Annotated in this window: 23 protein-coding genes and 1 tRNA gene; 16 read left to right on the top strand and 8 right to left on the bottom strand. The window is 68.1% G+C overall.

What is annotated here, in order from left to right; translation table 11 throughout:
- The first annotated feature begins 72 nt into the window (after positions 1-72).
- The 9 genes from V5F74_RS00475 to V5F74_RS00435 all read left to right on the top strand — a co-directional run bounded on the left by V5F74_RS00475 (position 73) and on the right by V5F74_RS00435 (position 7,297).
- Positions 73-570 (top strand): GlcG/HbpS family heme-binding protein, encoded by a 498-nt coding sequence (locus V5F74_RS00475; protein ID WP_394005639.1) that lies wholly within the window; start codon positions 73-75, stop codon positions 568-570.
- 118 nt (positions 571-688) lie between these two features.
- Positions 689-1,165: a transcription elongation factor GreA gene (greA, locus tag V5F74_RS00470; RefSeq protein ID WP_394005637.1), complete on the top strand. Its 477-nt coding sequence runs from the start codon at positions 689-691 to the stop codon at positions 1,163-1,165.
- A gap of 152 nt (positions 1,166-1,317) precedes the next feature.
- Positions 1,318-2,496 carry a LacI family DNA-binding transcriptional regulator gene (locus V5F74_RS00465; RefSeq protein WP_394005635.1) on the top strand — a complete coding sequence of 393 codons (1,179 nt, stop codon included), beginning with the start codon at positions 1,318-1,320 and terminating at the stop codon, positions 2,494-2,496.
- Positions 2,493-3,167 carry an amino acid ABC transporter permease gene (locus V5F74_RS00460; protein ID WP_024279149.1) on the top strand — a complete coding sequence of 225 codons (675 nt, stop codon included), beginning with the start codon at positions 2,493-2,495 and terminating at the stop codon, positions 3,165-3,167. Before V5F74_RS00465 ends, V5F74_RS00460 begins: the two co-directional genes overlap by 4 nt.
- A gap of 13 nt (positions 3,168-3,180) precedes the next feature.
- Positions 3,181-3,834: an amino acid ABC transporter permease gene (locus tag V5F74_RS00455; protein ID WP_029558422.1), complete on the top strand. Its 654-nt coding sequence runs from the start codon at positions 3,181-3,183 to the stop codon at positions 3,832-3,834.
- Positions 3,835-3,897: 63 nt separating this feature from the next.
- Positions 3,898-4,713: a transporter substrate-binding domain-containing protein gene (locus tag V5F74_RS00450; protein WP_038194836.1), complete on the top strand. Its 816-nt coding sequence runs from the start codon at positions 3,898-3,900 to the stop codon at positions 4,711-4,713.
- A 296-nt stretch (positions 4,714-5,009) separates the two neighbouring features.
- Positions 5,010-5,738, top strand: a complete 729-nt coding sequence (locus tag V5F74_RS00445; protein WP_029558424.1) for an amino acid ABC transporter ATP-binding protein — start codon at positions 5,010-5,012, stop codon at positions 5,736-5,738.
- Positions 5,739-5,744: 6 nt separating this feature from the next.
- Positions 5,745-6,650, top strand: coding sequence for a 2-dehydro-3-deoxygalactonokinase (locus V5F74_RS00440; RefSeq protein WP_394005632.1), 906 nt, complete (start codon positions 5,745-5,747; stop codon positions 6,648-6,650).
- A 17-nt stretch (positions 6,651-6,667) separates the two neighbouring features.
- Entirely contained in the window at positions 6,668-7,297 is a 630-nt protein-coding gene (locus V5F74_RS00435; RefSeq protein WP_394005630.1) for a 2-dehydro-3-deoxy-6-phosphogalactonate aldolase, read from the top strand.
- Here V5F74_RS00435 and V5F74_RS00430 read toward each other — a convergent pair.
- From V5F74_RS00430 to V5F74_RS00410, 5 genes are all read right to left on the bottom strand, one after another.
- On the bottom strand, positions 7,294-8,040 hold the full coding sequence (locus V5F74_RS00430) for an FCD domain-containing protein (RefSeq protein ID WP_038194848.1): 747 nt from the start codon (positions 8,038-8,040) through the stop codon (positions 7,294-7,296). The two genes, V5F74_RS00435 and V5F74_RS00430, sit on opposite strands and share 4 nt — an antisense overlap.
- Before the next feature lie 212 nt (positions 8,041-8,252).
- Positions 8,253-9,905, bottom strand: coding sequence for an L-lactate permease (gene lldP / locus V5F74_RS00425; RefSeq protein WP_394005628.1), 1,653 nt, complete (start codon positions 9,903-9,905; stop codon positions 8,253-8,255).
- Positions 9,906-10,402: 497 nt separating this feature from the next.
- Positions 10,403-11,800, bottom strand: a complete 1,398-nt coding sequence (locus tag V5F74_RS00420) for an MATE family efflux transporter (protein WP_394005626.1) — start codon at positions 11,798-11,800, stop codon at positions 10,403-10,405.
- Positions 11,801-11,808: 8 nt separating this feature from the next.
- Complete coding sequence (locus tag V5F74_RS00415; protein ID WP_394005624.1) at positions 11,809-12,990, bottom strand: thiolase family protein; 1,182 nt, start codon at positions 12,988-12,990, stop codon at positions 11,809-11,811.
- Positions 12,991-13,126: 136 nt separating this feature from the next.
- On the bottom strand, positions 13,127-13,528 hold the full coding sequence (locus V5F74_RS00410) for a MarR family winged helix-turn-helix transcriptional regulator (protein WP_394005622.1): 402 nt from the start codon (positions 13,526-13,528) through the stop codon (positions 13,127-13,129).
- A 230-nt stretch (positions 13,529-13,758) separates the two neighbouring features.
- On the opposite strand from V5F74_RS00410, the gene V5F74_RS00405 reads away from it, so the two are divergent.
- From V5F74_RS00405 to V5F74_RS00395, 3 genes are all read left to right on the top strand, one after another.
- On the top strand, positions 13,759-14,763 hold the full coding sequence (locus V5F74_RS00405) for a GlxA family transcriptional regulator (RefSeq protein WP_394005620.1): 1,005 nt from the start codon (positions 13,759-13,761) through the stop codon (positions 14,761-14,763).
- 81 nt (positions 14,764-14,844) lie between these two features.
- Complete coding sequence (locus V5F74_RS00400; protein ID WP_394005618.1) at positions 14,845-15,648, top strand: SDR family NAD(P)-dependent oxidoreductase; 804 nt, start codon at positions 14,845-14,847, stop codon at positions 15,646-15,648.
- A 137-nt stretch (positions 15,649-15,785) separates the two neighbouring features.
- A complete protein-coding gene (locus tag V5F74_RS00395; RefSeq protein WP_394005616.1) occupies positions 15,786-16,865 on the top strand; it encodes a TIGR03032 family protein in 1,080 nt (359 codons plus the stop codon).
- Positions 16,866-17,099: 234 nt separating this feature from the next.
- Here V5F74_RS00395 and V5F74_RS00390 read toward each other — a convergent pair whose 3' ends face one another.
- The 3 genes from V5F74_RS00390 to V5F74_RS00380 all read right to left on the bottom strand — a co-directional run bounded on the left by V5F74_RS00390 (position 17,100) and on the right by V5F74_RS00380 (position 18,699).
- The gene (locus tag V5F74_RS00390) at positions 17,100-17,873 is read right to left on the bottom strand and encodes a hypothetical protein (RefSeq protein ID WP_394005614.1); all 774 of its coding nucleotides are present in this window, start codon (positions 17,871-17,873) and stop codon (positions 17,100-17,102) included.
- A gap of 3 nt (positions 17,874-17,876) precedes the next feature.
- The gene (locus tag V5F74_RS00385) at positions 17,877-18,350 is read right to left on the bottom strand and encodes a hypothetical protein (protein ID WP_394005612.1); all 474 of its coding nucleotides are present in this window, start codon (positions 18,348-18,350) and stop codon (positions 17,877-17,879) included.
- 259 nt (positions 18,351-18,609) lie between these two features.
- Positions 18,610-18,699: transfer RNA gene (locus V5F74_RS00380), tRNA-Ser, on the bottom strand.
- 351 nt (positions 18,700-19,050) lie between these two features.
- Here V5F74_RS00380 and V5F74_RS00375 point away from each other — a divergent pair.
- From V5F74_RS00375 to V5F74_RS00360, 4 genes are all read left to right on the top strand, one after another.
- Positions 19,051-19,911, top strand: coding sequence for a septal ring lytic transglycosylase RlpA family protein (locus tag V5F74_RS00375; protein WP_394005610.1), 861 nt, complete (start codon positions 19,051-19,053; stop codon positions 19,909-19,911).
- Positions 19,912-20,079: 168 nt separating this feature from the next.
- On the top strand, positions 20,080-21,318 hold the full coding sequence (locus V5F74_RS00370; protein WP_394005608.1) for a D-alanyl-D-alanine carboxypeptidase family protein: 1,239 nt from the start codon (positions 20,080-20,082) through the stop codon (positions 21,316-21,318).
- A complete protein-coding gene (gene tmk, locus V5F74_RS00365) occupies positions 21,315-22,013 on the top strand; it encodes a dTMP kinase (RefSeq protein ID WP_394005606.1) in 699 nt (232 codons plus the stop codon). The genes V5F74_RS00370 and tmk overlap by 4 nt, the downstream gene beginning before the upstream one ends.
- Complete coding sequence (locus V5F74_RS00360; RefSeq protein WP_394005604.1) at positions 22,010-23,041, top strand: DNA polymerase III subunit delta'; 1,032 nt, start codon at positions 22,010-22,012, stop codon at positions 23,039-23,041. The genes tmk and V5F74_RS00360 overlap by 4 nt, the downstream gene beginning before the upstream one ends.
- The last annotated feature ends 36 nt before the right edge of the window (positions 23,042-23,077 follow it).

Here is a 23,077-nt window from a genome sequence, read left to right as displayed (position 1 = left end):
TAGAGAGGCTCAGCGCCATCGCCCGGCGCGGAAAAATCTCCGGTCGCTCGCGCGGCCGCCAAGAAAGGGCCGATGATGAAACGCCTCCTCCTCGCCGCCGCTGCCTCCGCCACCTTCGCCACGCTCGCCGGCCCCGTCGCGGCCCAGGCGCTGCAGGAGCGGAACATGCCGCTGGCGATCGCCGTCGACATCGCCCGCGAGGGTGTCGCGGCCTGCGCGGCGCAGGGCTACAACGTGTCGGTGGCGGTGGTTGATCGCGCCGGCGTCCTGAGGGCCTTCGCCCGCGCCGACAATGCCGGCCCGCACACGGTCGAGGCGGCGCGCCGCAAGGCCTTCACCTCCGCCTCCACCCGCACCCCGACCACGGTGATCGTCGAGAACGTGCAGAAGAACCCCGCCTCTGCGCAGCTCGTGGCCATCGACGGCTTTCTGGTGCTGGGTGGAGGCGTGCCGGTGAAGGTGGGCAACGAGACCATCGGCGCGGTCGGCATCGGCGGCGCCCCCGGCGGCAACCTCGACGAGGCCTGCGCGCTCGCCGCCATCGCCAAGGTCGAATCCCAGCTCAAGTGAGATGGTCCACCGGCTGCCGTGCGACGGCGGCCGGTTGCAAGCTTGGTCCCGGATGCTTAGGTCAATGGTCCTCCTGACTTTGGGGGACGATGCCTCAAGCTCCGGGATTTGCTTTTGAATGTCCGTTGCCTTCACGCGTGAGACCGACCTCGAAGCCACCGCCGCCGACCTGCCGGACCGGCCCATCTCGCCGCATCCGAACCTCGTGACGGCGAGCGGCCTTGCCGCGCTCGATGCGGCGCTGGCGGAGGCGCGCACCGCCTATTCCGAGGCGCAGATGGGCGACGTGCAGGCCGACCGCATGGCCATGGCCCGCGCCACCCGCGACCTGCGCTATTACGGCGCCCGCCGCGCCACCGCCCAGCTCATCGAGACTCCTCCCAATCCCGAGACCGTCCAGTTCGGCACCACCGTGACCCTCGACCGCGAGGACGGCCGCCGCCAGACCTTCCGTATCGTCGGCGAGGATGAGGCCGATCCGGCCAGGGGCTCCGTGTCCTACGTCTCGCCGCTCGCTGCTGCCGTGATGGGCAAGGCCGTGGGCGATGTGGCGCTGGTGGCCGGGCGCGAGGTGGAAGTCATCGCCATCGCCTGACCCGCCCGCAACGCTTCGGCGCGCCGCCCGCGAGCATTGCGGCGCAGCATTTAGATCGATCTAAATTTTCGTTGACCGCACCCTGCGCAGTCTCCTAGACATGGGCCGTCGAGAGGTTCGTTAAGAACTCGTTGCCGGCGAGGAGGCTACGCGTGGAGGGTGCCAAGGGGCCACAGGGCCGCCGCTTGCCGGCCGCCCGCGATGCTGCCGAGCCGGCCGATCTGCCGGACGAGGCGCCGCTCGCCGGTGGCCTGCGCGTGCGGCTGAAGGATGTGGCGGTCCATGCCGGCGTCTCCCGCGCCACCGTCTCCCTCGTCCTGCGCAAAAGCCCGCTGGTGAAGGCGGAAACCCGCGCCAAGGTCGAGGAGGCCATGGCCGGCCTCGGCTATGTCTACAATCGCAGCGCCGCCAATTTGCGCTCGGGTGCCTCGCGCACTGTGGGGCTCGTGCTGTGCGAGATCATCACCCCCAACTTCGCCCAGTTCACCGCCGGCATCGACGAGGTGCTGGGCACCGAAGGCTACATGGCCTTCATCGGCAACGCTGCGGAAGATGCCACCCGCCAGCGCGAGGTGCTGCTGCGGATGCAGGAGCACGGCGTGGACGGGCTCGTGGTGGTCGCATCCGAGAACACCCGCGCCGATGCGCTGGAGGAGGGGGCCTGCGCGCGCATGCCCTGCGTGCTCGCGCAGCGCCGCGTGGAGGGTTTTCCCGCCGATTATGTCGGCCCGGACTACGGCGCCGGCATGGAGCTCATCACCGAGCACCTGATTTCGCTCGGGCATCGCAACATCGCCTTCATCGGCGGCGTGCGCCGCATCGCGCCGCTCACCGAGCGCATGGCCGGCTTCCACCGCGCCCTGCGCCGCCACAAGCTGAAGAGCGGGCCGGTGGTGCCCTGCGCGGTGATCGACCGCTCCTCCGGCTATGCCGCCGCGCGCGAGTTCCTGGCCCGTGAACTTCTGGCCAAGGGCGACATCCCCTCGGCCATCGTCTGCTACAACGACGTGGTGGCCTTCGGCGTCATGCTCGCCCTCGACGAGCACGGTCTCGTGCCGGGCCGGGACGTGGCCGTGGTGGGCTGCGACGACGTGGACGAGGCGGGCCTGCACCGCCCCGCGCTCACCACCTTCACCACCGATCCCCGCGTGGTCGGGCGCGAGGCCGCGCGCTTGCTGCTGCGCCGCATCGCCCATCCCGAGCGCCCGCGGGAAGAAATCATCGTGCCGCCCCGCCTCGTCATCCGCCAGTCGTGCGGCGCGGGGAAAGCTGCCGATACACCCGCCGTCCGCCGCACGCCCGCCCATCGCCCGACAGGAGGCGCAAGATGAACTACGTCTTCCAGTTCGGAGACGTCTTCAACGCCTGGCCCGAGCTGCTGCTCGGCGCGTGGCTGACGATCCGCCTCTCGGGCCTCGCCATGCTGCTCGGGCTCGCCGTGGCGGTGCTCTGTGCGCTCGGCAAGACGCAGGGGCCGCGCCCGGTGCGCTGGCTGGTGGATGTCTATGTGGAAGTCATCCGCAACACGCCCTTCCTGGTGCAGATCTTCATCATCTTCTTCGGCCTGCCGCGTGCCGGCATCCGGCTCGACGCCAACGAGGCGGCGCTGCTGGCCATGGTCATCAACGCGGGCGCCTATTGCACCGAGATCGTGCGCGCCGGCATCGAGACCATCCACAAGGGGCAGATCGAGGCCGGGCTGGCGCTGGGCCTCAAGCGATTGCAGATCTTCCTCTATGTGGTGCTGTTCCCGGCGCTGAAGGCGATCTACCCGTCCCTCACCAGCCAATTCATTCTTCTGATGCTGACCTCCTCCGTCGTCTCCGCCATCTCGGCCGAGGAACTGACGGCGGTGGCGAACAACCTGCAATCGCAGACCTTCCGCTCGTTCGAGATCTACATCGTGGTGACGGGCATGTATTTCGCCATGTCGCTGATGTTCGCCGGCGCGTTCGCGCTCATCTACCGCGCGGTGTTCGCGCGCACTGACGCCGCACGCTGAGGAGGGGAGCGACATGATCCGCCAGTTCACCTCCGCCGAATTCTTCTTCCTCCTCTCCGCCGTGCGCTGGACGCTGCTGCTCTCCGCCATCGCCTTCGCGGGCGGGGCGGCGCTGGGGCTCATCGTGGCGCTGGCGCGCACCGCGCCGTGGCAATGGCTCAGGGCGACGGCCGGGGCCTATATCCTCGTCTTCCAGGGCACGCCGCTGCTGATGCAGCTGTTCCTCGTGTTCTTCGGCGCCACCATGGTCGGCGCCTCGGTGGACCCGCTGGCGGCCGCCGCCATCGGCCTCACGCTGAATGCCGCCGCCTTCCTCGGCGAAATCTGGCGCGGCTGCATCCAGGCCATCCCGAAGGGCCAGTGGGAGGCCTCCACCGCGCTCGGCCTGCATTATGTGACGCGGATGCGCGAGATCATCCTGCCGCAGGCGGCGAAGATCGCGGTGGCCCCCACGGTCGGCTTCCTGGTGATGCTGGTGAAGAGCACGTCGCTCGCCTCCATCATCGGCTTCGTGGAGCTGACCCGCGCCGGGCAGATCGTGAACAACGCGACCTTCCGGCCGTTCCTCGTGTTCGGAATCGTCGCGGCCATCTACTTCGCGCTGTGCTGGCCGCTCTCGCTTTATGCCCGCCACCTCGAAAAGCGTTTCGGCACCGTGTCGCGGTGACGGTTCAGGTTGACCCTCAAGACCAAGGCCGCCCCGCATGCGGCGCAGATGGAGGAAGAGACGATGACTTTCGGCACCATCCTGAAGAGCGCGCGCGGCGCCGTCGCGGCGCTCGGCCTCGCGGCGCTCGCCGCCACCGGCCTCTCCCACGGCGCCTCGGCGCAGAGCATCGACGACATCCTGTCGAAGAAGAAGCTCACCGTCGGCATGCTGGTGGACGTGGCCCCCTTCGGCCTGCTCGACACCCAGGGCAAGCCGGAAGGCTATGACGCCGACGTCGCCCGCCTCATGGGCAAGTATCTCGGCGTCGAGGTGGAGCTGGTGCCCGTGACCGGCCCCAACCGCATCCCGTACCTGCTCACCAACAAGGTGGACGTGCTGGTGGCGGTGTTCGGCATCACGCCCGAGCGCGCCAAGCAGGTGATGTTCTCCATCCCCTATTCCACCATCGAGATCCAGCTGATCGGCCCCAAGAAGACCGAGATCAAGAGCATGGACCAGACGGTGGGCAAGAAGATCGCGGTGGCCCGCGCCTCCACCCAGGATACGGCGCTCACCGCCGCCGTGCCCAAGGGCGCCACCATCATGCGCTTCGACGACGACGCCACCGCCGCCCAGGCCTTCCTCTCCGGTCAGGTGGACCTGCTCGGCGCCAACAACCTCGTCGGCACCCAGCTCGCCGAGGCGAACCCGGACATGGGCATCGAGAAGAAGATCACCCTGCGCAGCCAGTACAACGGCATCACCGTGCGCCGGGGCTCCACCGACTTCCTGCAGTGGATCAACACTTTCCTCTACTTCGTGAAGAACAATGGCGAGCTCGATGCCATCAACCAGAAGTGGTTCAAGGTGCCGCTGCCGACGATGCCGACGTTCTGAGGAATGCGCCCTGTTCCCCGGACCAGCGACACCGCAGGTGGAGCGCCGATCCGGGGTCCAGGGGAAAGTTCGGCGCAGCCGGCGATACGTTCGGCTGTCGCCGCCATTGCCGCCTGCGGCGAACCGTTGCGCTGGGCCCCGGCTCTCCTTCCGCTGATCGCTCCAGTCGGCCGGAGCGCGAGGGCGGTGCGATGGACGCGGGCGTCAGGGCATAACGGAACAGACACGAGAAGGGCCTTGCCATGCTCACTCCCGCCCCTGCTGACAGCACGCCCGCCGGCGACGCGCGCCCCGTCATGATCCGCATGGCGGGCGTGGAGAAATATTACGGCACCTACCACGCGCTGAAGGCCGTGAACCTCGACGTGCATCAGGGCGAGCGCATCGTCATCTGCGGGCCGTCGGGCTCCGGCAAGTCCACGCTCATCCGCTGCATCAACGCGCTGGAGCATCACCAGGGCGGCGAGATCGTGGTGGACGGCACGCAGGTCGGCAAATCCTCGCGCGGGCTGGACAAGGTGCGCGCCGAGGTGGGCATGGTGTTCCAGAGCTTCAACCTGTTTCCGCACCTCACCGTGCTGCAGAACTGCACGCTGGCGCCCCGCAAGGTGCGCGGCCTCGCGCCCAAGGAGGCCGAGGCCATCGCCATGAAGTATCTGGAGCGCGTGCGCATTCCCGAGCAGGCGAACAAATATCCCGGCCAGCTTTCCGGCGGCCAGCAGCAGCGCGTGGCCATCGCCCGCGCATTGTGCATGGCGCCCAAGGTGATGCTGTTCGATGAGCCCACCTCCGCCCTCGACCCCGAGATGGTGAAGGAGGTGCTGGACACCATGATTTCGCTGGCCCAGGACGGTATGACCATGATCTGCGTGACCCACGAGATGGGCTTCGCGCGGCAGGTGGCCGACCGGGTGATCTTCATGGACAAGGGCGAGATCGTGGAGGAGGGGCCGCCCGCCACCTTCTTCGCCAACCCGAAGAGCGAGCGCACACGCACCTTCCTCGGCCAGATCCTGCACCACTGACGCCAGATGACACTCGCGCTCATCACCTGCGACTGGGGCACCTCCTCGCTCCGCGCCTATCTCATGACGGCGGACGGCCAGGTGCTTGCCAGCCGGGCGAGCGGGCAGGGCATCATGGCGCTGGGCGGCTTGAGCTTCCCCGAGGTGCTGGCCGCCATCGCCGGCGACTGGGCGCGCGACCACGGCCCGCTGCCGGTGCTGCTCTCCGGCATGGTGGGCAGCCGGCAGGGCTGGGTGGAAGCGCCCTATGCGCGCTGTCCCGCCGGCCTGCCGGACCTCGCTGCCGCGCTCGCCGAGGTGCCGGCCCAGCCCGGCTTCGGCCGCATCGCCATCGTGCCCGGCGTGCTGAAGGATGAAGAGACAACGCCGGACGTGATCCGCGGCGAAGAGGTTGAAGTGCTCGGCGCCCTCGCACGCCTCGGCGTCGCGGACGGGCTTTTCGTGTTGCCGGGCACCCATTCCAAATGGGTGCGGTTAGAGGCGGGCCGCATCAGCACCTTCGTCACCTACATGACGGGCGAGGTGTTCGCCGCGCTCAAGGGCCATACCATCCTCGGCCGCATGATGGAGGAGGGCGCCTTTTCCACCGAAGGCTTCCGCCGGGGCGTGGACGCGGCGGCGGAACTCGAAGGGCCGGGGGCCCTGCTCGGTCGGCTGTTCTCGCTGCGTGCGCTGGGCCTCACCGGGCGGCTCGACGGGGCGGACAGCGCGGACATGCTCTCCGGCCTTCTCATCGGCGCCGAACTGCGCGATGCCTCGGTCGGCGAGCCGTTCACGCTGGTGGCAAACCCCGCCCTTTCCGCGCGCTATGCCGAAGCCGCGACCCTCCTCGGCCTGCCCCACGCGTGCGCGCCGGAGGGCTGCGGCCCGGCCGGACAGCACGCCGTGGCGAAGGCGGCCGGCTTCATCTGATTTCAGGAGTGCGATCCATGCCCGCTTTCAAGGATGCCCTTGCCGCCTGTCCCCTCGTCGCCATCCTGCGCGGGCTGAAGCCGGACGAGGCGCTGGACATCGGCGCGGCGCTGGTGGGGGCGGGCTTCACCATCATCGAGGTGCCGCTCAACTCGCCGCAGCCGCTGGACTCCATCCGCATCCTCGCCGACGCCTTCGGCGACCGCGCGCTGATCGGCGCCGGCACGGTGCTGACGCCGCAGGACGTGGACGCGGTGAAGGCGGCGGGTGGCCGGCTCATCGTCATGCCCCATGCCGACCTTGCCGTGATCCGCGCCGCCAAGGCGGCCGGTCTCGTCTGCACCCCCGGCGTCGCCACCCCCACGGAAGCCTTCGCCGCCCGAGCCGCTGGGGCCGACGCGCTGAAGCTGTTTCCGGCGGAAGGCATCCCGCCCCACCTCGTGAAGGCGTGGCGCGCTGTGCTCACCGACATCCCCCTCCTGCCCGTCGGCGGCATCGACACCACCAACATGGCCGCCTACCGCGCAGCCGGGGCCGAGGGCTTCGGCATCGGCTCGGCGCTGTTCAAGCCAGGCAAGGCGGTGGAAGCCATCGCGGCCGACGCGCACGCGCTGGTGGCCACGGCGCGCGAGGTGTTCGGCCGCTAGATCCCCGCCGTCCGGCGCAGGGTATCCGCGCGTTCGCGGCGGGCGCGCTCCTCGTCGATGGTGCGGATGGTCTGGGCGACGAAGGCGAGATGATCGTCGGAGGCCCGGCGGGCGGCGTCGGCCTCGCCGGCGGCGATGGTGTCCATCAGCGTCTGGTGCTGGGCGGAGAGCCGCTCGTAGGTGCGGGGCACGATATAGAGCTTGTCGAGGCTCTCGGAGATGCTGCTCTGGAGCAGCCCGAACATGCTCGACATGACCGAGCGCAGCACCGCATTGTGCGAGGCGTCGGCAATGGCGAGGTGGAAGGCGGCGTCCGCATGGGCCTCGGCCACCGCGTCGCCCTTCTCGTGATTGGCCGCGAGCTGGTCCATGCAGCGCCGGATGGCGTCGAGATCGTCCGGCGTCGCCCGGAGCGCGGCGTGGTAGGCGGCCTGGCCCTCCAGCCCCCGGCGCACCTCCAGAACGTCATGGCCGAAGCCCGGATTGCCGGCCACCACCGAGGCCAGCGGATCGGCGATGGCGGCGGCCGTCCAGCGCGCCTCGGCCGGCTCGGCGATGATGTTGCCGCCCTTGCGGATGGTGATGCGCCCGCGCGCGCCAAGGCGCATCAGGGCTTCGCGCAGGGTGTTGCGCGAGGCGCCCAGCATTTCGGAGAGGGCGCGCTCGGAGGGAAGCCGGTCGCCCACGCCAAGGCCGCGCGCCTCGATCAGCGCCTCGATGGCGAGTTCGACCCGGTCGGCCACGCGCTGCGCAGAGGAAGGGGAGGGGGCCGACGCCATCGGTGAAAGCCTACCTTGGTCCGATCAGATGAGGATCGGGCCGGACCAGCCGGCTGCGATCGCGCCCACTATGTCGGACCGTCGCACGGACTTCCAGCCCGCAACGCGCATCGTCCCGGTGCTGCGGGGCACCGGGACGATGGCCCAGGCAGTCGAAGTCTTCCGCTCCTCGCTGCCTAGGGGATCATCCACGGTGTCAGGTAGGCCTGAATGGTGGTCATGATGCCGACGATGGCCGCCAGCGCGAGGCTGTGCTTGACGGTGAAGCGGAACAGGTCCGACTCCCGGCCGATCAGCCCGGCCGCCGCGCAGGCGATGGCGATGGACTGGGGCGAGATCATCTTCCCGGTGACGCCGCCCGTGGTGTTGACCGCCACGAGGAGCACGTCGCTCACCCCGATCTGGTGCGCGGTGGTTGCCTGTAGCGAGGCGAACAGCGCGTTGGCCGAGGTGTCCGAGCCGGTGAGGAACACGCCCAGCCAGCCGAGGAAGGGCGAGAAGAAGGTGAAGCTCGGCCCGGTCTCCGACAGCGCGAGGCCGAGGGTGGAGGACAGCCCCGAGTAGTTGGCGATGAAGGCGAAGGCCAGCACCATACCGATGGAGTAGATCGGGATCAGCAGGCCCTTGATGGTCGAGGCGAAGGTGGAGACGGCCCGCGACGGCTTCATGCCGAGGAAGACGATCGACACGATGGCGGACAGGAAGATCGCCGTGCCGGTGGCCGAGAGCCAGTCGAACTTGTAGTCGGCGGCAAACGGCTTCGCGGCGGTGACGATGGGCGGCAGCTTGACCACCATGTTGTGCAGGAACGGCACGCTGACATGGGCGACCAATCCGTCAAGGGCGCCGCCCGCAGCGAACAGGGCCTTGAAGGGCGGGATGCTCCAGATGGTCACGAACACCGTGAGGATCAGGAACGGCGACCAGGCGCGGGCGATCTGGCCGGCGGTGTAGGACACGGCCGGCTCGATGGCCGCGACGGCGGGCGCCGGACCGGCGCCGTGGTCCAGCCCGCCCTTGCTTTTCGCTTCGGTCTCGAAGCGGAAGATGCGGCGGGGCTGCCAGAAGCGCAGGAACAGCGGCAGGGTGATGAGGGTGGCGAGCGCCGCGGTGATGTCGGGCAGCTCCGGGCCGACGAAATTGGCGGTCAGGAACTGCACGGTGGCGAAGGAGCCGCCGGCGACGAGGATCGCGGGCCACGTCTCACGCACGCCGCGTGTGCCGTCCATGATGAGGATGAGCCAGAACGGCACCAGCACCGAGAGGAAGGGAAGCTGGCGGCCGGCCATCTGGCCGATGTGGAAGGGGTCGAGCCCCGTGACCTGCCCGGCGACGATGATCGGGATGCCCATGGCACCGAAGGCGACCGGCGCTGTATTGGCGATCAGGCAGAGGCCGGCGGCATAGAGCGGCCTGAAGCCGAGGCCCACGAGCAGGGCGGCGGTGATGGCCACCGGCGCCCCGAAGCCCGCCGCACCTTCAAGGAAGGCACCGAAGGCGAAGCCCACGAGGAGCAGTTGCAGGCGCTGGTCTTCCGTAACGGAGAGGATGGAGCGCCGGATGATCTCGAACTGGCCTGTCTCAACGGAAATCTTGTAGAGAAAGACCGCGCCGATGATGATCCACGCGATCGGCCACAATCCGTAGAAGAAACCGAATACGCCAGCGGCCAGGGCCATCTGCACCGGCATGCCGTAGAGCAGGATCGCCACGCCGAGCGCAAGAAGAACCGTGATGGTTCCCGCCACATAACCTTTCAGCTTGAGCCGGGTCAGGGCGACGAAAAAGAAGATGATCGGGATCGCGGCGCCGAGGCTCGACAGCCACATGTTCCCCATCGGGTCATAAATCTGGTTCCAGGCCCCCACGTTATCCCCCTCTTGTTATTTGGTACTACCAAAATTGCCGATAGTTTGAATTGGTACTGCCTAATTCAGAAATGGAAGTCAAATGGAATTGTAATCGAATATTTTGGTCCAACCAAAATGACCAAACGCGAGAGGTTTCAGGGTGCGGCGGGCGCGCGGCGTCAGCCCGGGCGAGGGAGCCGTTCAGGGGGGACGGGCTGGATCGCGCGCGGAGACCTTCCCTTCCGGGAGAGGAGCGCGTGACGCATCTGGATAGGACGGGCGCGGGGCAGTGGGGAAAGGTCTGGGGCGGGGAGGGCTGCCCGCCGTCACCCGACGCGAGGGGGGCGATGATCCGCGCCGCCACGGCAGGCGGCGTCGGCCCGGCCTTGTTCAGGCTGGCTCCTGGCGGATCGCGACCGTCTCGCGGCCCCCCTCTGCGCGGGCGACGGTTCGGACGGTACGGTGAGGGCCAGCCCCTACCGCAGCCACGCCCCCGTCTTCACCGCCGTCAGGACGGTTGCGGCGTAGACGATCAGCGCCACGGAGAGGGCGGCAAACAGGGCCTCGATGGTGCCGGTGAGCCGCAGGGCGATCAGCCCGCCGCCGAGGGCGATGGCGACGCGCAGGAAGCCGGCCACCACCGGCCAGAACAGCCGCCCCGTGCCCTGCGCCGCGAAATAGAGCGCTAGCCCGACGCCGAAGAAGCCGTAGAACGGCCCGACGATGCGCAGATAGGCGCTGCCGGTGGCGACCATGGCCGGTTCGGCGCTGAACAGGGACAGCCACGCCTCCGGGAAGAATGCGGCGGCGAGCCCCACGCTCTCCGTCACCACGAAGGCAAGGCCCGCCCCGGCCAGCGCGATATGGAGCGCGCGATCGCCGCGGCCGGCGCCGAGATTGGTTCCCACCAGCGCCACCATCGGCGCGCCGATGCCGAAGATGAGCGGGATCAGCAGATACTCCAGCCGCACGCCCGTGCCGAAGCCGGCGACTGCATCAACGCCACCCTGCAAGGCGACGAGGGCCGTCGCACCGCCGACGATGACGTTGGTCTGGATCGACTGCAGCGACGACAGCGCGCCGACCCGCATGACCGATCCGATCACCCGCCAGTCGAGCCGCACCCAGCGGAAGCGGGCGGGGTTGCGCCCGGACAGGATGTAGGCGCCAAGCACCAGCGTTCCGCCGAGATAGTAAGCGATCAGCGCCAGCCCGCCGCCGGCGATGCCGAAGCCCGGGATGGGGCCGAACCCGAAGATCAGCAGCGGCGAGACCGGGACGAGCAGCGCGACGCCGACGCAGATGACAAAGGCCGGCAGCAGCATGTTGCCGGTGCCGCGCACCACGCTGGCGAGCCCGTTCATGGCCCAGGTCAGCGGCGTGCCGAGGAAGACGATGTTGGAATAGATCAGCGCCGCCTCCAGCTCCGGCCCCGAACCGCCCATGGCGCCGTATATCTGCCGGCCGAACAGCAGGAACAGGGCGGCGAAGGCGAACCCGAAGGCGAGGCTCACGGCCAGCGCGTGCAGCACCAGCGCATCGGCTGCCGCCTGCCGCCCGGAGCCGAGCGCCCGCGCCACGGCGGAGGAGATGCTGCCGCCCAGGGCGCCGGCCGACAGGGTGGTCATCAGCATGACCGCGGGAAACACCAGCGCCATGGCCGCCAGCGCCGCCGTGCCGAGCTTGGCCACGAAGAAGGTCTCGATGAGCCCGGCCGAGGCCTGCGCCAGCATGATGAGCACGTTGGGCCACGCCAGCTTGATGAGAAGCGGCACGATGGGCGCTTCCACCAGCCGCCGGGTTCTGGCATCGGCGGCCGGGGGAGCGGGGTCTTGCACGGCGGGGGCCGCTTCGTCTGTCGGGGCGCGGTACATGGCTGGCCTCAGAGCGCTTCGAGGGCGAGGGCGATGCCCTGTCCGCCGCCGATGCACAGGGTGACGATGCCGCGCTTCAGCCCGTCACGCCGCATGGCGTGGAGCAGTCGGGTGATGAGGATGGCCCCGGTGGCACCGATGGGATGGCCGTGCGCCACCGCGCCGCCCTCCACGTTCACGATGTCCTCGGGCAGGCCCAGCTCCCGCGCGACGGCGATGGGCACGGCGGCGAACGCCTCGTTGATCTCGATGCGCTCGATGTCGCCGAGGGACCAGCTGGCGCGCGCCAGCGCCTTGCGCACGGCGGGCACGGGACCGAGACCGAACAGGCCCGGCTCGACCCCGGCGACGCCATAGCCCGCGAGCCGGCCCAGCGGCGCGAGGCCCTTCGCCTCCGCGAACCCACGCTCGGCGACGATCATGGCGGAGGCCGCGCTGTTGAGCCCCGGCGCATTGCCGGCGGTGATGGTGCCCTCCGGCCGGAAGGCCGGGCGCAGCTTCGCCAGCGTCTCCAATGTGGTGTCGGGGCGGGGCGCCTCGTCCGTGGCGAAGGATTCCGTGCCCTTGCGGCCCTTCACCTCCACCGCGACAATCTCCTCGGCGAAGCGGCCGTCCTTCTGCGCGGCTGAAAAGCGCTGCTGGGAGCGCGCGGCGAACGCGTCCTGCTCGGCGCGGGTGATCTGGAGCTTTTCGACGAGGTCTTCCGTGTGCCAGCCGGAATGCTTGCCGGAGAAGGCGTCATCGAGCCCGTCCGTGAGCATGCTGTCGAGAATCTGCGCCGGGCCCATGCGATAGCCCCAGCGGCCGCCGTCCATCAGATAGGGCGCGCGGTCCATGTTCTCCATGCCGCCCGCGACGGCGACCTCATGCACGCCCGCGGCGATCTCCAGCGCCGCAGTGACGACGGCCTGCGCGCCGGAGCCGCAGACGCGGTTGACGGTCATGGCGGGCACCTCCACCGGCAGGCCGCCATGGATCGCCGCCTGCCGCGCGGGGTTCATGCGGTTGCCGGCCTGGATGACGTTGCCCATCACCACCGTGCCGATGGATGCGGGATCGAGCCCCGAGCGGCGCACGGTCTCGCGCACTGCGACGGCGCCCAGTTCGGTGGCCGGCGTGCCCTTCAGCGTGCCGTTGTAGGCGCCGATGGCGGTGCGCACGGGATGGGCGATGACGATGTCCGTGGTCATGACGACCTCCTCCAATGGACGATGCGCGGGCCGGCCGGCATCGCGGGAATTTCAGGCGACCGGCAGGGCCGGGCGATCAACGAAACGTGGGTATATACCCGTATGAAGCGCGGAAAAGCTGTGTGACCCCTTCGCCTCAGAGGGCGGCGAGGAGATCGCGCAGCTGTTCGAGCCGGTCCTTGCCCAGCCGGTCCTCGATCGTCTTCTGGCTCCGGCGCCAGGCCTCGGCGGCGGTCTTGAGGAGTTCGGTGCCCTGTGGGGTGAGGGCGATGCAGGCCTCGCGCTGGTCGTCCTTGCCGCGCCGCATCTCCACCAGGCCGTGTTTGGACAGCACCCGCACGTTGCGGCCCACAGTGGAGCGGTCCAGCTCCAGCATCCGGCCCAGCTCGGTCATGCTGACCTCGCCCTTGTCGCGGACGGAACGCAGCAGCGAATACTGCGCCACGTTGATGCCGAACGGCGCGAAGCCTTCGTCGTAGATGGCGCTGATACGGCGCGTCGCCCGGCGCAGGCGGGCGCAGTGGCAGGGGGTGTCCATGAATGCGTGTATATACCCGCTCTGGCACCTCGTCCAGCCTCCACCGCCGCATCCGAACCTTGCCCTGGCGAAGACGAAGCTCGGGGCCTGAGCCCGGCGCTTACGGACGAAAACGCGCCGATTCCGGTCATCTGCCCCGTTTGGCCCGACCGGCCGGGCAGGGCCGCTTGCATTCGTGCCTCCATGTCCCAGATTGCCTTAAGCGGCGAAACGGGACGTGGGAGCAGGTCATGCGGCACATCGGCTTCATCGTCGAGGACGGGTTCCAGGTCATGGGGCTGGCCGCCGTGTCGGCCTTCGAGTTCGCCAACACCGTGCTGGAGCGACCGGCCTATTCCCTCACGCTCATGTCGGAGAGGGGCGGCGGCGTGTCCTCCTCCCTGGGGGTCTCGGTCACCACGCAGCCGCTCGGTCCATTTCCCGATACGCTCGTGGTGCTGGGCGAACTGGTGCCCACCCCGACGCCCGAGCGGCTGCGCGCCTACATCGCCGAGGCGGGCGCGAAATCGCGCCGCGTGGCCGGCATCTGCACCGGCGCCTTCCGCCTCGCCGAGGCCGGCCTGCTGGATGGCAGGGCGGCCACCACCCACTGGGCGCACGCACGGGCGCTGCAGGAGCGCTTCCCCGCCATCCGCGTGGACGACGACCGCATCTTCATCCGCGACGGCAACATCTGGACCTCGGCGGGCATGAGCGCGGGCATCGATCTCGCCCTCGCATTGGTGGAGGACGACCACGACGCCGCGCTCGCCCGCGCCATCGCCCGCAAGCTCGTGGTCTACCATCGCCGGCCCGGCGGGCAGGCGCAGTTCTCGACCCTGCTGGAGCTGGAGCCGCGCTCCGATCGCGTCCGCCGGGCGCTGACCTATGCCAAGGAAAACCTGCGCAATCCCCTGACCGTGGAGGAGCTGGCGGAGGCCGCGAGCCTCAGCCCGCGCCAGTTCAGCCGCGTGTTCCGCGAGGAGACGGGCGAGTCCCCCGCCAAGGCGGTGGAGCGGCTGCGCCTGGAAGCGGCGAAGGCCATGCTGGAGGAAGGGCGCCATGCCATGGACGTGGTGGCGCGCGACACCGGCTTCGACGATCGAGACCGCATGCGTCGCGCCTTCCTCCGCCACTTCGGCCATCCGCCCCAGAGCCTGCGCCGCAGCCTGCGCTACATCGAAGGGGAGAAGGATGGGGCGGCGCATGGCGCACCCGCCGACGTCGCCCCCGCTTGTCGGCCGGTTATGTCCTGAATTGCCGCTTCTTCGACATTCAAGACATGCGGCGAGGCACCTAGGCTCCCTCTGTCTCATACCAACGACCGGGGATCGGCCATGAACACGGAACACAACAAGGGCATCGCGCTGATCACTGGCGCTTCCGGCGGCATCGGCGCCATCTATGCGGAGCGGCTGGCGCGCCGCGGTTACGACCTCATCCTCGTCGCCCGCAATGCGGTGCGGCTGGAGGCGGTGGCGGCGCGCATCGGGAGCGCGACCGGCCGCACGGTGCAGACCATCACCGCTGACCTCAACGCCGCCGCCGACCTCCACCGCATCGAGGCGCTGCTGCGCGACGACGCCGGCATCTCCCTGCTGGTCAACAATGCCGGCTTTGGCGCCGCGACGCCCCTCCTCGACAGCGACGTCGCGCGCATGGAGGAGATGATCGCCATCAACGTCACCGCCCTGACCCGCCTGACCTACGCGGCGGCGCCTGCGTTCGTGGCGCGGGGCGGCGGTACCATCATCAACATCTCCTCCATCGTGGCGCTGGCGCCGGAGGTGCTCAACGGCGTCTATGGGGCGAGCAAGGCCTATGTGCTGGCGCTCACCCAGTCGCTCCAGCACGAACTGGGCGCGCGCGGCCTGCGCGTGCAGGCGGTGCTGCCGGGGGCGACGGCCACCGAGTTCTGGAACATCCCGGGCGTCGGCGGCCACGCGAACCTGCCGAAGGAGATCGTGATGTCCGCCGAGGAGATGGTGGACGCCGCCCTCGCGGGCCTCGATGCCGGCGAGATCGTCACCATCCCCGCCCTTCAGGATGGCGGCGAATGGCTGGCCTATGAAGCGGCCCGCCGCGCCATGGCCCAGCATCTCGGCGGCTCCGCCCCGGCCCCGCGCTATCGCGCCGCCTGATGCGGCGCGGCGCCACGGGGCGCGTGCAGTCCTAAGCTGTGCGCTGCGATGCTGCGGTCTGGCCTCAGCTGGAAAAACCGGCTTCACTCTCCGGCCACGGGATCGCACAGATCCCACGGCCGGAGCGGGTGGATACAATGGGTCAGGCGCAAGAGGCAGCTCCTGTCGAGACAGACCAGACCCAGATCACCTGTTCGCGCACCTTCGCCGCGTGGCTGGCGCAGCACCGGGTGAGCCTCGCCTTCTCGTCCTACCAGAGCGGGCAGCTCTTTCTCGTCGGCCAGTTCGGCAACGAGAACCTCTCGTTCCATCAGCGCAATTTCGTGCGGGCCATGGGCCTCGCCCCGCGCGGCGACGAGCTCTATCTCGCCTCGCTGAACCAAATCTGGCGCTTCGCCAACGTGCTCGGCCCGGACGAGCGGGCAAACGGGCATTTCGACCGCCTCTACGTGCCGCGCACCGCCTTCGTCACCGGCGACGTGGACGCCCACGAGATCGCGGTGGAGGCGAGCGGACGCATCGTCTTCGTGAACACCAAGTTCAGCTGCCTCGCCACGATCAGCCACCGCCACTCCTTCAAGCCGGTGTGGAAGCCAAAATTCATCTCCCGCCTCGCCGCCGAGGATCGCTGCCACCTCAACGGCCTCGCCCTGGAGGACGGGCGGGTGCGCTACGTGACGGCCGTCTCCGCCACCGACGTGGTGGACGGCTGGCGCGAGCACCGGGTCGGCGGGGGCCTGCTCATCCGGGTGGACGACCACGAGGTGATCGCCGACGGCTTCTCCATGCCCCATTCGCCGCGCGTGCATGGTGGGTGGATCTGGATGCTCGATTCCGCGCGGGGCTATCTGGTGCGCGTCGATCCCGTCACCGGCGCGAAGGAGGATATCGCCTTCTGCCCGGGCTTCCTGCGCGGCCTCTCCATCCACGCCGGCCACGCGGTGGTGACGCTCTCGCTGCCGCGGCACCTGTCGTTCAATGGCATGCCCATCGATGACGAGATCGCGCGCCGCGGCGGCACGCCCTGGTGCGGCGTCCAGATCATCAAGCTCGCCACCGGCGACGTGGTGGAATGGATCCGCCTGGAAGGCGCCATCCGCGAGCTGTTCGACGTGGCCGTCCTCCCCGGCACCACCTGCCCCATGGCCGCCCCGGAGAGCGGGGCGGATCTTTCGAGCCTGCTCACCATCGAGGCGCCGGATGGGGTGCTGGGGTGAGGGGGAGGGGGGATTGCCCGTGCGACGATCGATCAGCTTGGCCGAGCGGAGACGGACTTGGTCATTTGAAGTTCAGTTTCACAGCGTCAACCTAGGCTGAGGCGTTGACTGTCCACCGCTTCGTTTGCAAGTTTTAGATCTTGCATGCGAGAAATAAATTGGCGGTCCGAAGCCGAATGGGCGGACGAATAAATCTAAGCCACCGCCCTCTAAATGGTGCTCAATTATTTATAGCTATGACCCCATGACAAGAAGGCCTGACTTTTCCACATGGGCTTGGCCAGGGGGGAGGATTTGCGCTGTTGCTGCCCTCTCGTCGAAATGCACCCATGCCTTTTTATGAAGTTCTTTTATGACCTTACGTTTAAAATCAGTTCCATTTTTGTACTCGACCCACGCTTGAAGTTGAGTGACAAGGACCGGCGTTCCTTCTGCGTAAAGCAGGATCAATACCTTTTGACTTGCTGTTTTCATCGGCTCAAGCACTCGTCGAATATCGCCATTGGACCAAACCATATGAAATGTTCGAGCAGTGACCGCCTCGACGACGGCATAGGATTCAGGTAGATCCAATTGCGAATAGTTACGAACAAACTCGCCCATGATCCACTTCATGCCACGCAGGAAGAACTCCGCATCCATGTGGTTAGGACTAACTTCGGCCGAAACATGGCCAATGGCCCGACTGTTCCGAAGCTCGTAAAGTGCCGCCAAAGCCTTCGGCACCTGCATGCAGAGTGAGCGTCCCTTGGTGCCGTTATGTTGTTCAAGATCTCGGCATGCCTGAGGAAAGTTCCCCGGTTTTGATGGGCTCGCCGCATAAGTTCCTGTCACGTGCCCGGCGCATATCCAATAAGCGACTTCGCAAAACTTTCCCGCCTTGAGGCCGACCTTTTCCCAGTCTCCGGCACGGTATTCGTCAAGTGCTTGCTCGAATTCCCTGATCAGAGGCGCGCGCAGACCCAAAGGAATTGTTTTGAGAGCGTGTTGGAGGCTGGTTAGAATCAAGTGTCAATCCCTATCCCAATAATATTTAAAAGGACCAGATCCATCTTTTGTTCTTTGAAGAAGCCCTCTCTTAAAAAGAGACTCCCCTGCGGCAGCTACTTGATTTGATTTGTGAGTAAATCCTTTTTCAGCAAGGCCTATCACTATATCGCTTCCTCCACGCTTACTTTTGAAAAATCCTTCTTCCTTCAACGACAAAATCCTATCTGCGCAAGTGTGACCTTTTGGGGCAACACTCCGCTTCCGCTTCACTTTAGATTTTGTGCCGCTTCCGCTATCCTCGGAGGCCTCATCATCGAGATTGCTGTTCGTTTCGCCTTGAACAGACTGAGCCTCTTCATTCTGTACCGGGCGACTGCCAAACCCTACCTCTTCAATCAGCGGGAACAGCTTTGCGAGAAGCCCCTCTACGAAGTCTTTTTCGCCTTCGATTTCGATGACGCCCGCTGGTGCATCGATGTGAACTCTGTTTGTCATCTAGCCGCCCCCTCCCAACCAATCGAAAATATTGCGCAATTTTGCCTGAGTTGATGTGTCGATCAAGTGTTTTCCAGAATTGGCTATGTCCACAGTCGCCCAACCATAAATGGGCTCGGGTTTGATGTGCATTATGGATGGAGCAAACAGCAGTGGCCCGGGACCCAATATGGGATTGAATGGAGAGTCAGCCATTCAGCTTGGTAGATGCGCGGTGAGCGCTGGCAATATTGCGTCTAGGGCGTGCAATCGGCGGTATTGGCGGAAGGGGTGGGATTCGAACCCACGGTGGGCTTGCACCCACGGCGGTTTTCAAGACCGCTGCCTTAAACCACTCGGCCACCCTTCCAGGCCCGCTCGCGGGGCGGACGCTTGATGGTCCCATCTAGAGCAGGTGCGCGGGCGCGTCGAGAGGGGGCGGCGCGGGAGGCGGGGACAGGGGGCACGAGACCGACTGTGGGGCGCCGGACAGGGTTGTTTAAGGTATCATGATGGGCGGCAATATTGCCGTTTGTTAACCATGGCCGCAGCTGCGCCCCATTTTTGCCGTCATTGGACCCCCTGTTGACGGAATCTGCCGGGGTCCATGCCGATCGCGGCAGGGTGCGTTCTGTCTCTGCCGGCGGCAGCAAAAGCGGGGAACCGGGCACGGATGATGACGGGATCGGCGAGGACGCAGCGGAACAGGATCGGTCACCTCATGCGCGCCGTCACCGGCGCGGGGGCAGCGCCATCCATCCGGGGCGTGCGAACCGTGGTCGTTCTCTCCTCCCTGATCGCCATCGCCGGCTGCGGCTCGGTCGAATCCCTCGGCAGCAAGATCGATCCCATCTGGGGCGTTTCCACCAGCCCGCGCGTGGTTGCGGAGGGGGATCCGGTGCCGCGCGGCGGCGGCAACTACAAGGTGGGCAAGCCCTACACCATCGGCGGGCGCACCTATGTGCCGGCCGAGAACCCCAATTACATGGCCGAGGGCACGGCCTCCTGGTACGGCAAGGATTTCCACGGCCGCAAGACCGCCAATGGCGAGATCTTCGACATGGGCTCCATCTCCGCCGCCCACAAGACGCTGCCCATGCCGTCCTACGTGCGGGTGACGAACCTGTCCAACGACCGCTCCATCGTGGTGCGCATCAACAATCGCGGGCCCTATGTGGGCGATCGCCTGATCGACGTCTCCTACAAGACGGCCGAGCTGCTCGGCTTCGCCCAGAAGGGCATGACCAAGGTCCGCGTGCAGTATCTCGGCCGCGCGCCGCTGGATGACGACGACGACATCAAGCTCGCCTCCACCCTGCGCACCGACGGCACCCCGGCGGACCTGATCGAGGGCTCTCCGGTGCGCGTGGCCTCGGCCAAGCCCTTCGTGCCGGAAGGCCCGCCGCTGCGTCGTGTCGCCGCTTCGGCGCCGCCGTCGGACGAGGCGCCGGTGCCGCCGTCGCGGCCCTATGATCTCGGCCAGACCAGCGGTTCGGGCCAGGTGGTGGCCAGCGCGGGCTGGTCGCAGGGCGCCGCGCCCGTCTCCGGCCTCGGCTTCGCCGGGGTACCGGGAGAACGTTGATCCGGCCCGGCGCACACCCGAGCTGAAGATATCCCCCCAACTCGATTCCCCAAGGGCTTTACCCGGAGCCGGCGCTTCGCGATGATCCCGCCGAATGGGACGTCGTGCCCCGAAGCCGCGCCGCGGCAGGGAGCGGCGCCGTCCGCGTGCCGTATCCGGTGGAGCCAGATGTCCGTGTCCTCCCGCTTCGCCTCCCGTCTTGTTCGCGCTCTCGCTTTTCCGGCCATTGCGCTGGCGCTGCTCGGCGTGTTGACCGCCCCCCGTCCCGCCGCCGCCCAGCCGGCGCAGGGCTTCCAGACCTCCGTTCCGTCCGCCGTGCTGATCGATTTCGAGACCGGCACGATTCTCTATGAGAAGGACGCCGACAAGCGCTTCGCCCCCGGCACGCTGGTGAAGGTGATGACGGCGGATGTCGTCTTCTCCCAGCTCAAGGCCGGCAAGATCGCCCTCGACACCCCCTTCGTGGTGAGCGTGAACGCCTGGAAGCGCGGCGGCGGCCCCTCGGGCGGGGCGGCCATGTTCGCCGAGGTGAACAAGCCGGCCCCCGTGGGCGAGCTGCTCGCCGGCGCGCTGGTGGTCTCGGGCAATGATGCGGCCATCGCCCTGGCGGAGGGCGTCGCCAACACCGAGAGCGAGTTTTCCCAGATGATGAATGCCGAGGCGAAGGCTATCGGCATGGCGAATTCCGAGTTCCACAACGCCACGGGCTTCGCCGATCCCGGCCAGGTCTCCACGGCCCGCGACCTCGGGCTGCTCGCCGCCCATGTCATCCGCACCTATCCCACCTATTACCCCGTGTTCGCCCGCCCCAACATCGAGTGGAGCCGCATCAAGCAGCGCAATCGCAACGTGCTGCTGGACGCGGGCATCGGGGCCGATGGCCTTCAGGTGGGCTGGGTGAAGGATGTGGGCTACCACGCCCTCGGCTCGGCGGTGCAAAACGGTCAGCGCCTCATCGTCGCCACCCTCGGCGCGAAGAGCGAGAAGGAACGGCTGGAGGAGACGCGCAAGCTGCTGGAATGGGGCTTCCAGTCCTTCCGCCAGCGGCAGATCTTCACGGCCGATCAGGAGATCGGCCGCGCGCAGGTGTTCGGCGGCACGCAAGGGTCGGTCGGGCTCGTGGCGAAGGGGGCGGTTTCCATCCTCACGCCGCGTTCGGGCAACGAGCGCGTCACCGCCAAGGTGGTCTACACCGGGCCGCTGCGCGCCCCGGTGGCGAAGGGCACGGAGGTGGGCCGCATGCAGGTCACGCGCGGGCAGGTGAAGGCGCTGGAAATTCCGCTCTACACCGCCGAGGACGTGCCCGTGGGGTCGCTGACGGATCGCGCCCTCGATGGCGGCATGACGCTGATGGGCGACGGCGTGCGCGATCTCTTCAAGAAGGTGCTGGCGAAGGTCGGCAAATGAGCGGACGCTTCATCACCCTCGAAGGCGGGGAGGGCACCGGCAAGTCCACCCAGGCGCGGCGGCTGGCGCAGCATCTGCGCGGCCTCGGGCTCGACGTGGTGGAGACGCGCGAGCCCGGCGGTACGCCCGGCGCGGAAGCGCTGCGCCATGTCATCCTCTCCGGCGCGGCCGAGCCGCTCGGGCCTGCGGCGGAGGCGCTGCTGTTCGCCGCCGCGCGGGCCGATCATGTGGCCGGCCTGATCGCTCCGGCGCTGGCGGCGGGCAAGATCGTGGTGTGCGACCGCTTCATCGATTCCACCCGCGTCTATCAAGGCGCGGTCGGCGCCGTGGACCCGAGCCTTCTTGATTCCCTTGAGGCGCTTTCGGTTGGCGCCGTCCGGCCGGACCTCACCCTCGTGCTCGACGTGCCGCCGGAGATCGGCCTTGCCCGCGCCGCCCGTCGCGCGGCGGGCGCGGCGGCGGACCGGTTCGAGAAAGAGGGCGGCGATTATCACGCCGCGGTGCGCGCCGCCTTTCTCGCGCGGGCACAGGCGGAGCCGGCGCGCTGCGCCCTCATCGATGCCTCGGCCGATGCCGATGCGGTCGCCGCCGCCATCGCCGACGTGGTGGCGGCCCGTCTTGGGCTGGGTGCCCAAGACCTCGCCGGTGCCCAAGACCTCGCAGGGCCCCAAGCGATCGCAGGCGCGGGCGCATGAGCACGGAGATCGCCGGCGACGTTCTGCCCGGTGCGCCGCATCCGCGTGAGCAGGACCGCCTGTTCGGCCATGCGGCGGTGGAGGCGGACCTGCTCGGCGATTTCCGCGCCGGGCGCCTGCCCCATGCCCTGCTCATCGGCGGGCCGGAGGGCATCGGCAAGGCGACGCTCGCCTATCGCCTCGCCCGCGTGGTGCTGGCCGGCGGGCCGGAGGCTGGCGCCCATGATTTGAGCCTGTCGCCGAGCCACCCGGTGTTCCGGCAGGTGGCCTCCATGAGCCATCCCGACATGCTGGTGCTGCGCCGCGCGCCGGAGGCGGGGGAAGAGAAGATCCCCACCATCATCCCGGCCGAGATGGTGCGCCGGGTGCGCAGCTTCTTCGGCGCCACGGCGGCGGCCGGCGGCTGGCGGGTGTGCATCGTCGATGCGGTGGACGAGCTGAATGCCTTCGGTGCCAATGCCTTGCTGAAGACGCTGGAGGAGCCGCCGCCGCGCGCGCTGTTCCTGCTCATCACCCACGCTCCCGGCAAGGTGCTGGCGACCATCCGCTCGCGCTCGCGCCTGCTGCGGCTGAGGGCGCTGGGAGAGGGCGACGTGCTGGCGGCGCTGGACCATCTCTCCACCGAGATCGGCGAGCTCAACGCCGCCGAGCTTCCGGCCGCCGCGCAGGCCTCCGGCGGCAGCGTGCGGCGCGCTTTGACGCTGGCGCGGGGGGAGGGGATGGAGGTGCGCCTCGCCACCCTCAAGGCGCTGGATCAGCTGCCCCGTCCTCGCCCGGAAGACCTGCACGCGCTGGGCACCCGGCTCCAGGGCGACCGCGCCGACGGGCTCGATCTCTTCGTCGAGGCGGTGAGCGACTATGTGGCCGCGCAGGCCACGCACGCGGACGTGCCCCGCCATCGCCTTGTCCGCCTCGGCGAGGTGTGGGAGAAGGTGCGGCGCAGCGCGACCGAGGCGGATGTCTTCAATCTCGATCGCAAGGCGCTGGTGTTCCGCATCTTTGCCGATCTGGCCGAGGCCGTGCGCTGAAGCTGCCGCAAGCTGAAGCCGCAGTCCCGGGGGTCG

The organism is Xanthobacter aminoxidans, from assembly GCF_043193615.1.
GTDB lineage: Bacteria > Pseudomonadota > Alphaproteobacteria > Rhizobiales > Xanthobacteraceae > Xanthobacter > Xanthobacter aminoxidans.
This window is presented reverse-complemented; position numbering and strand designations above follow the sequence as displayed.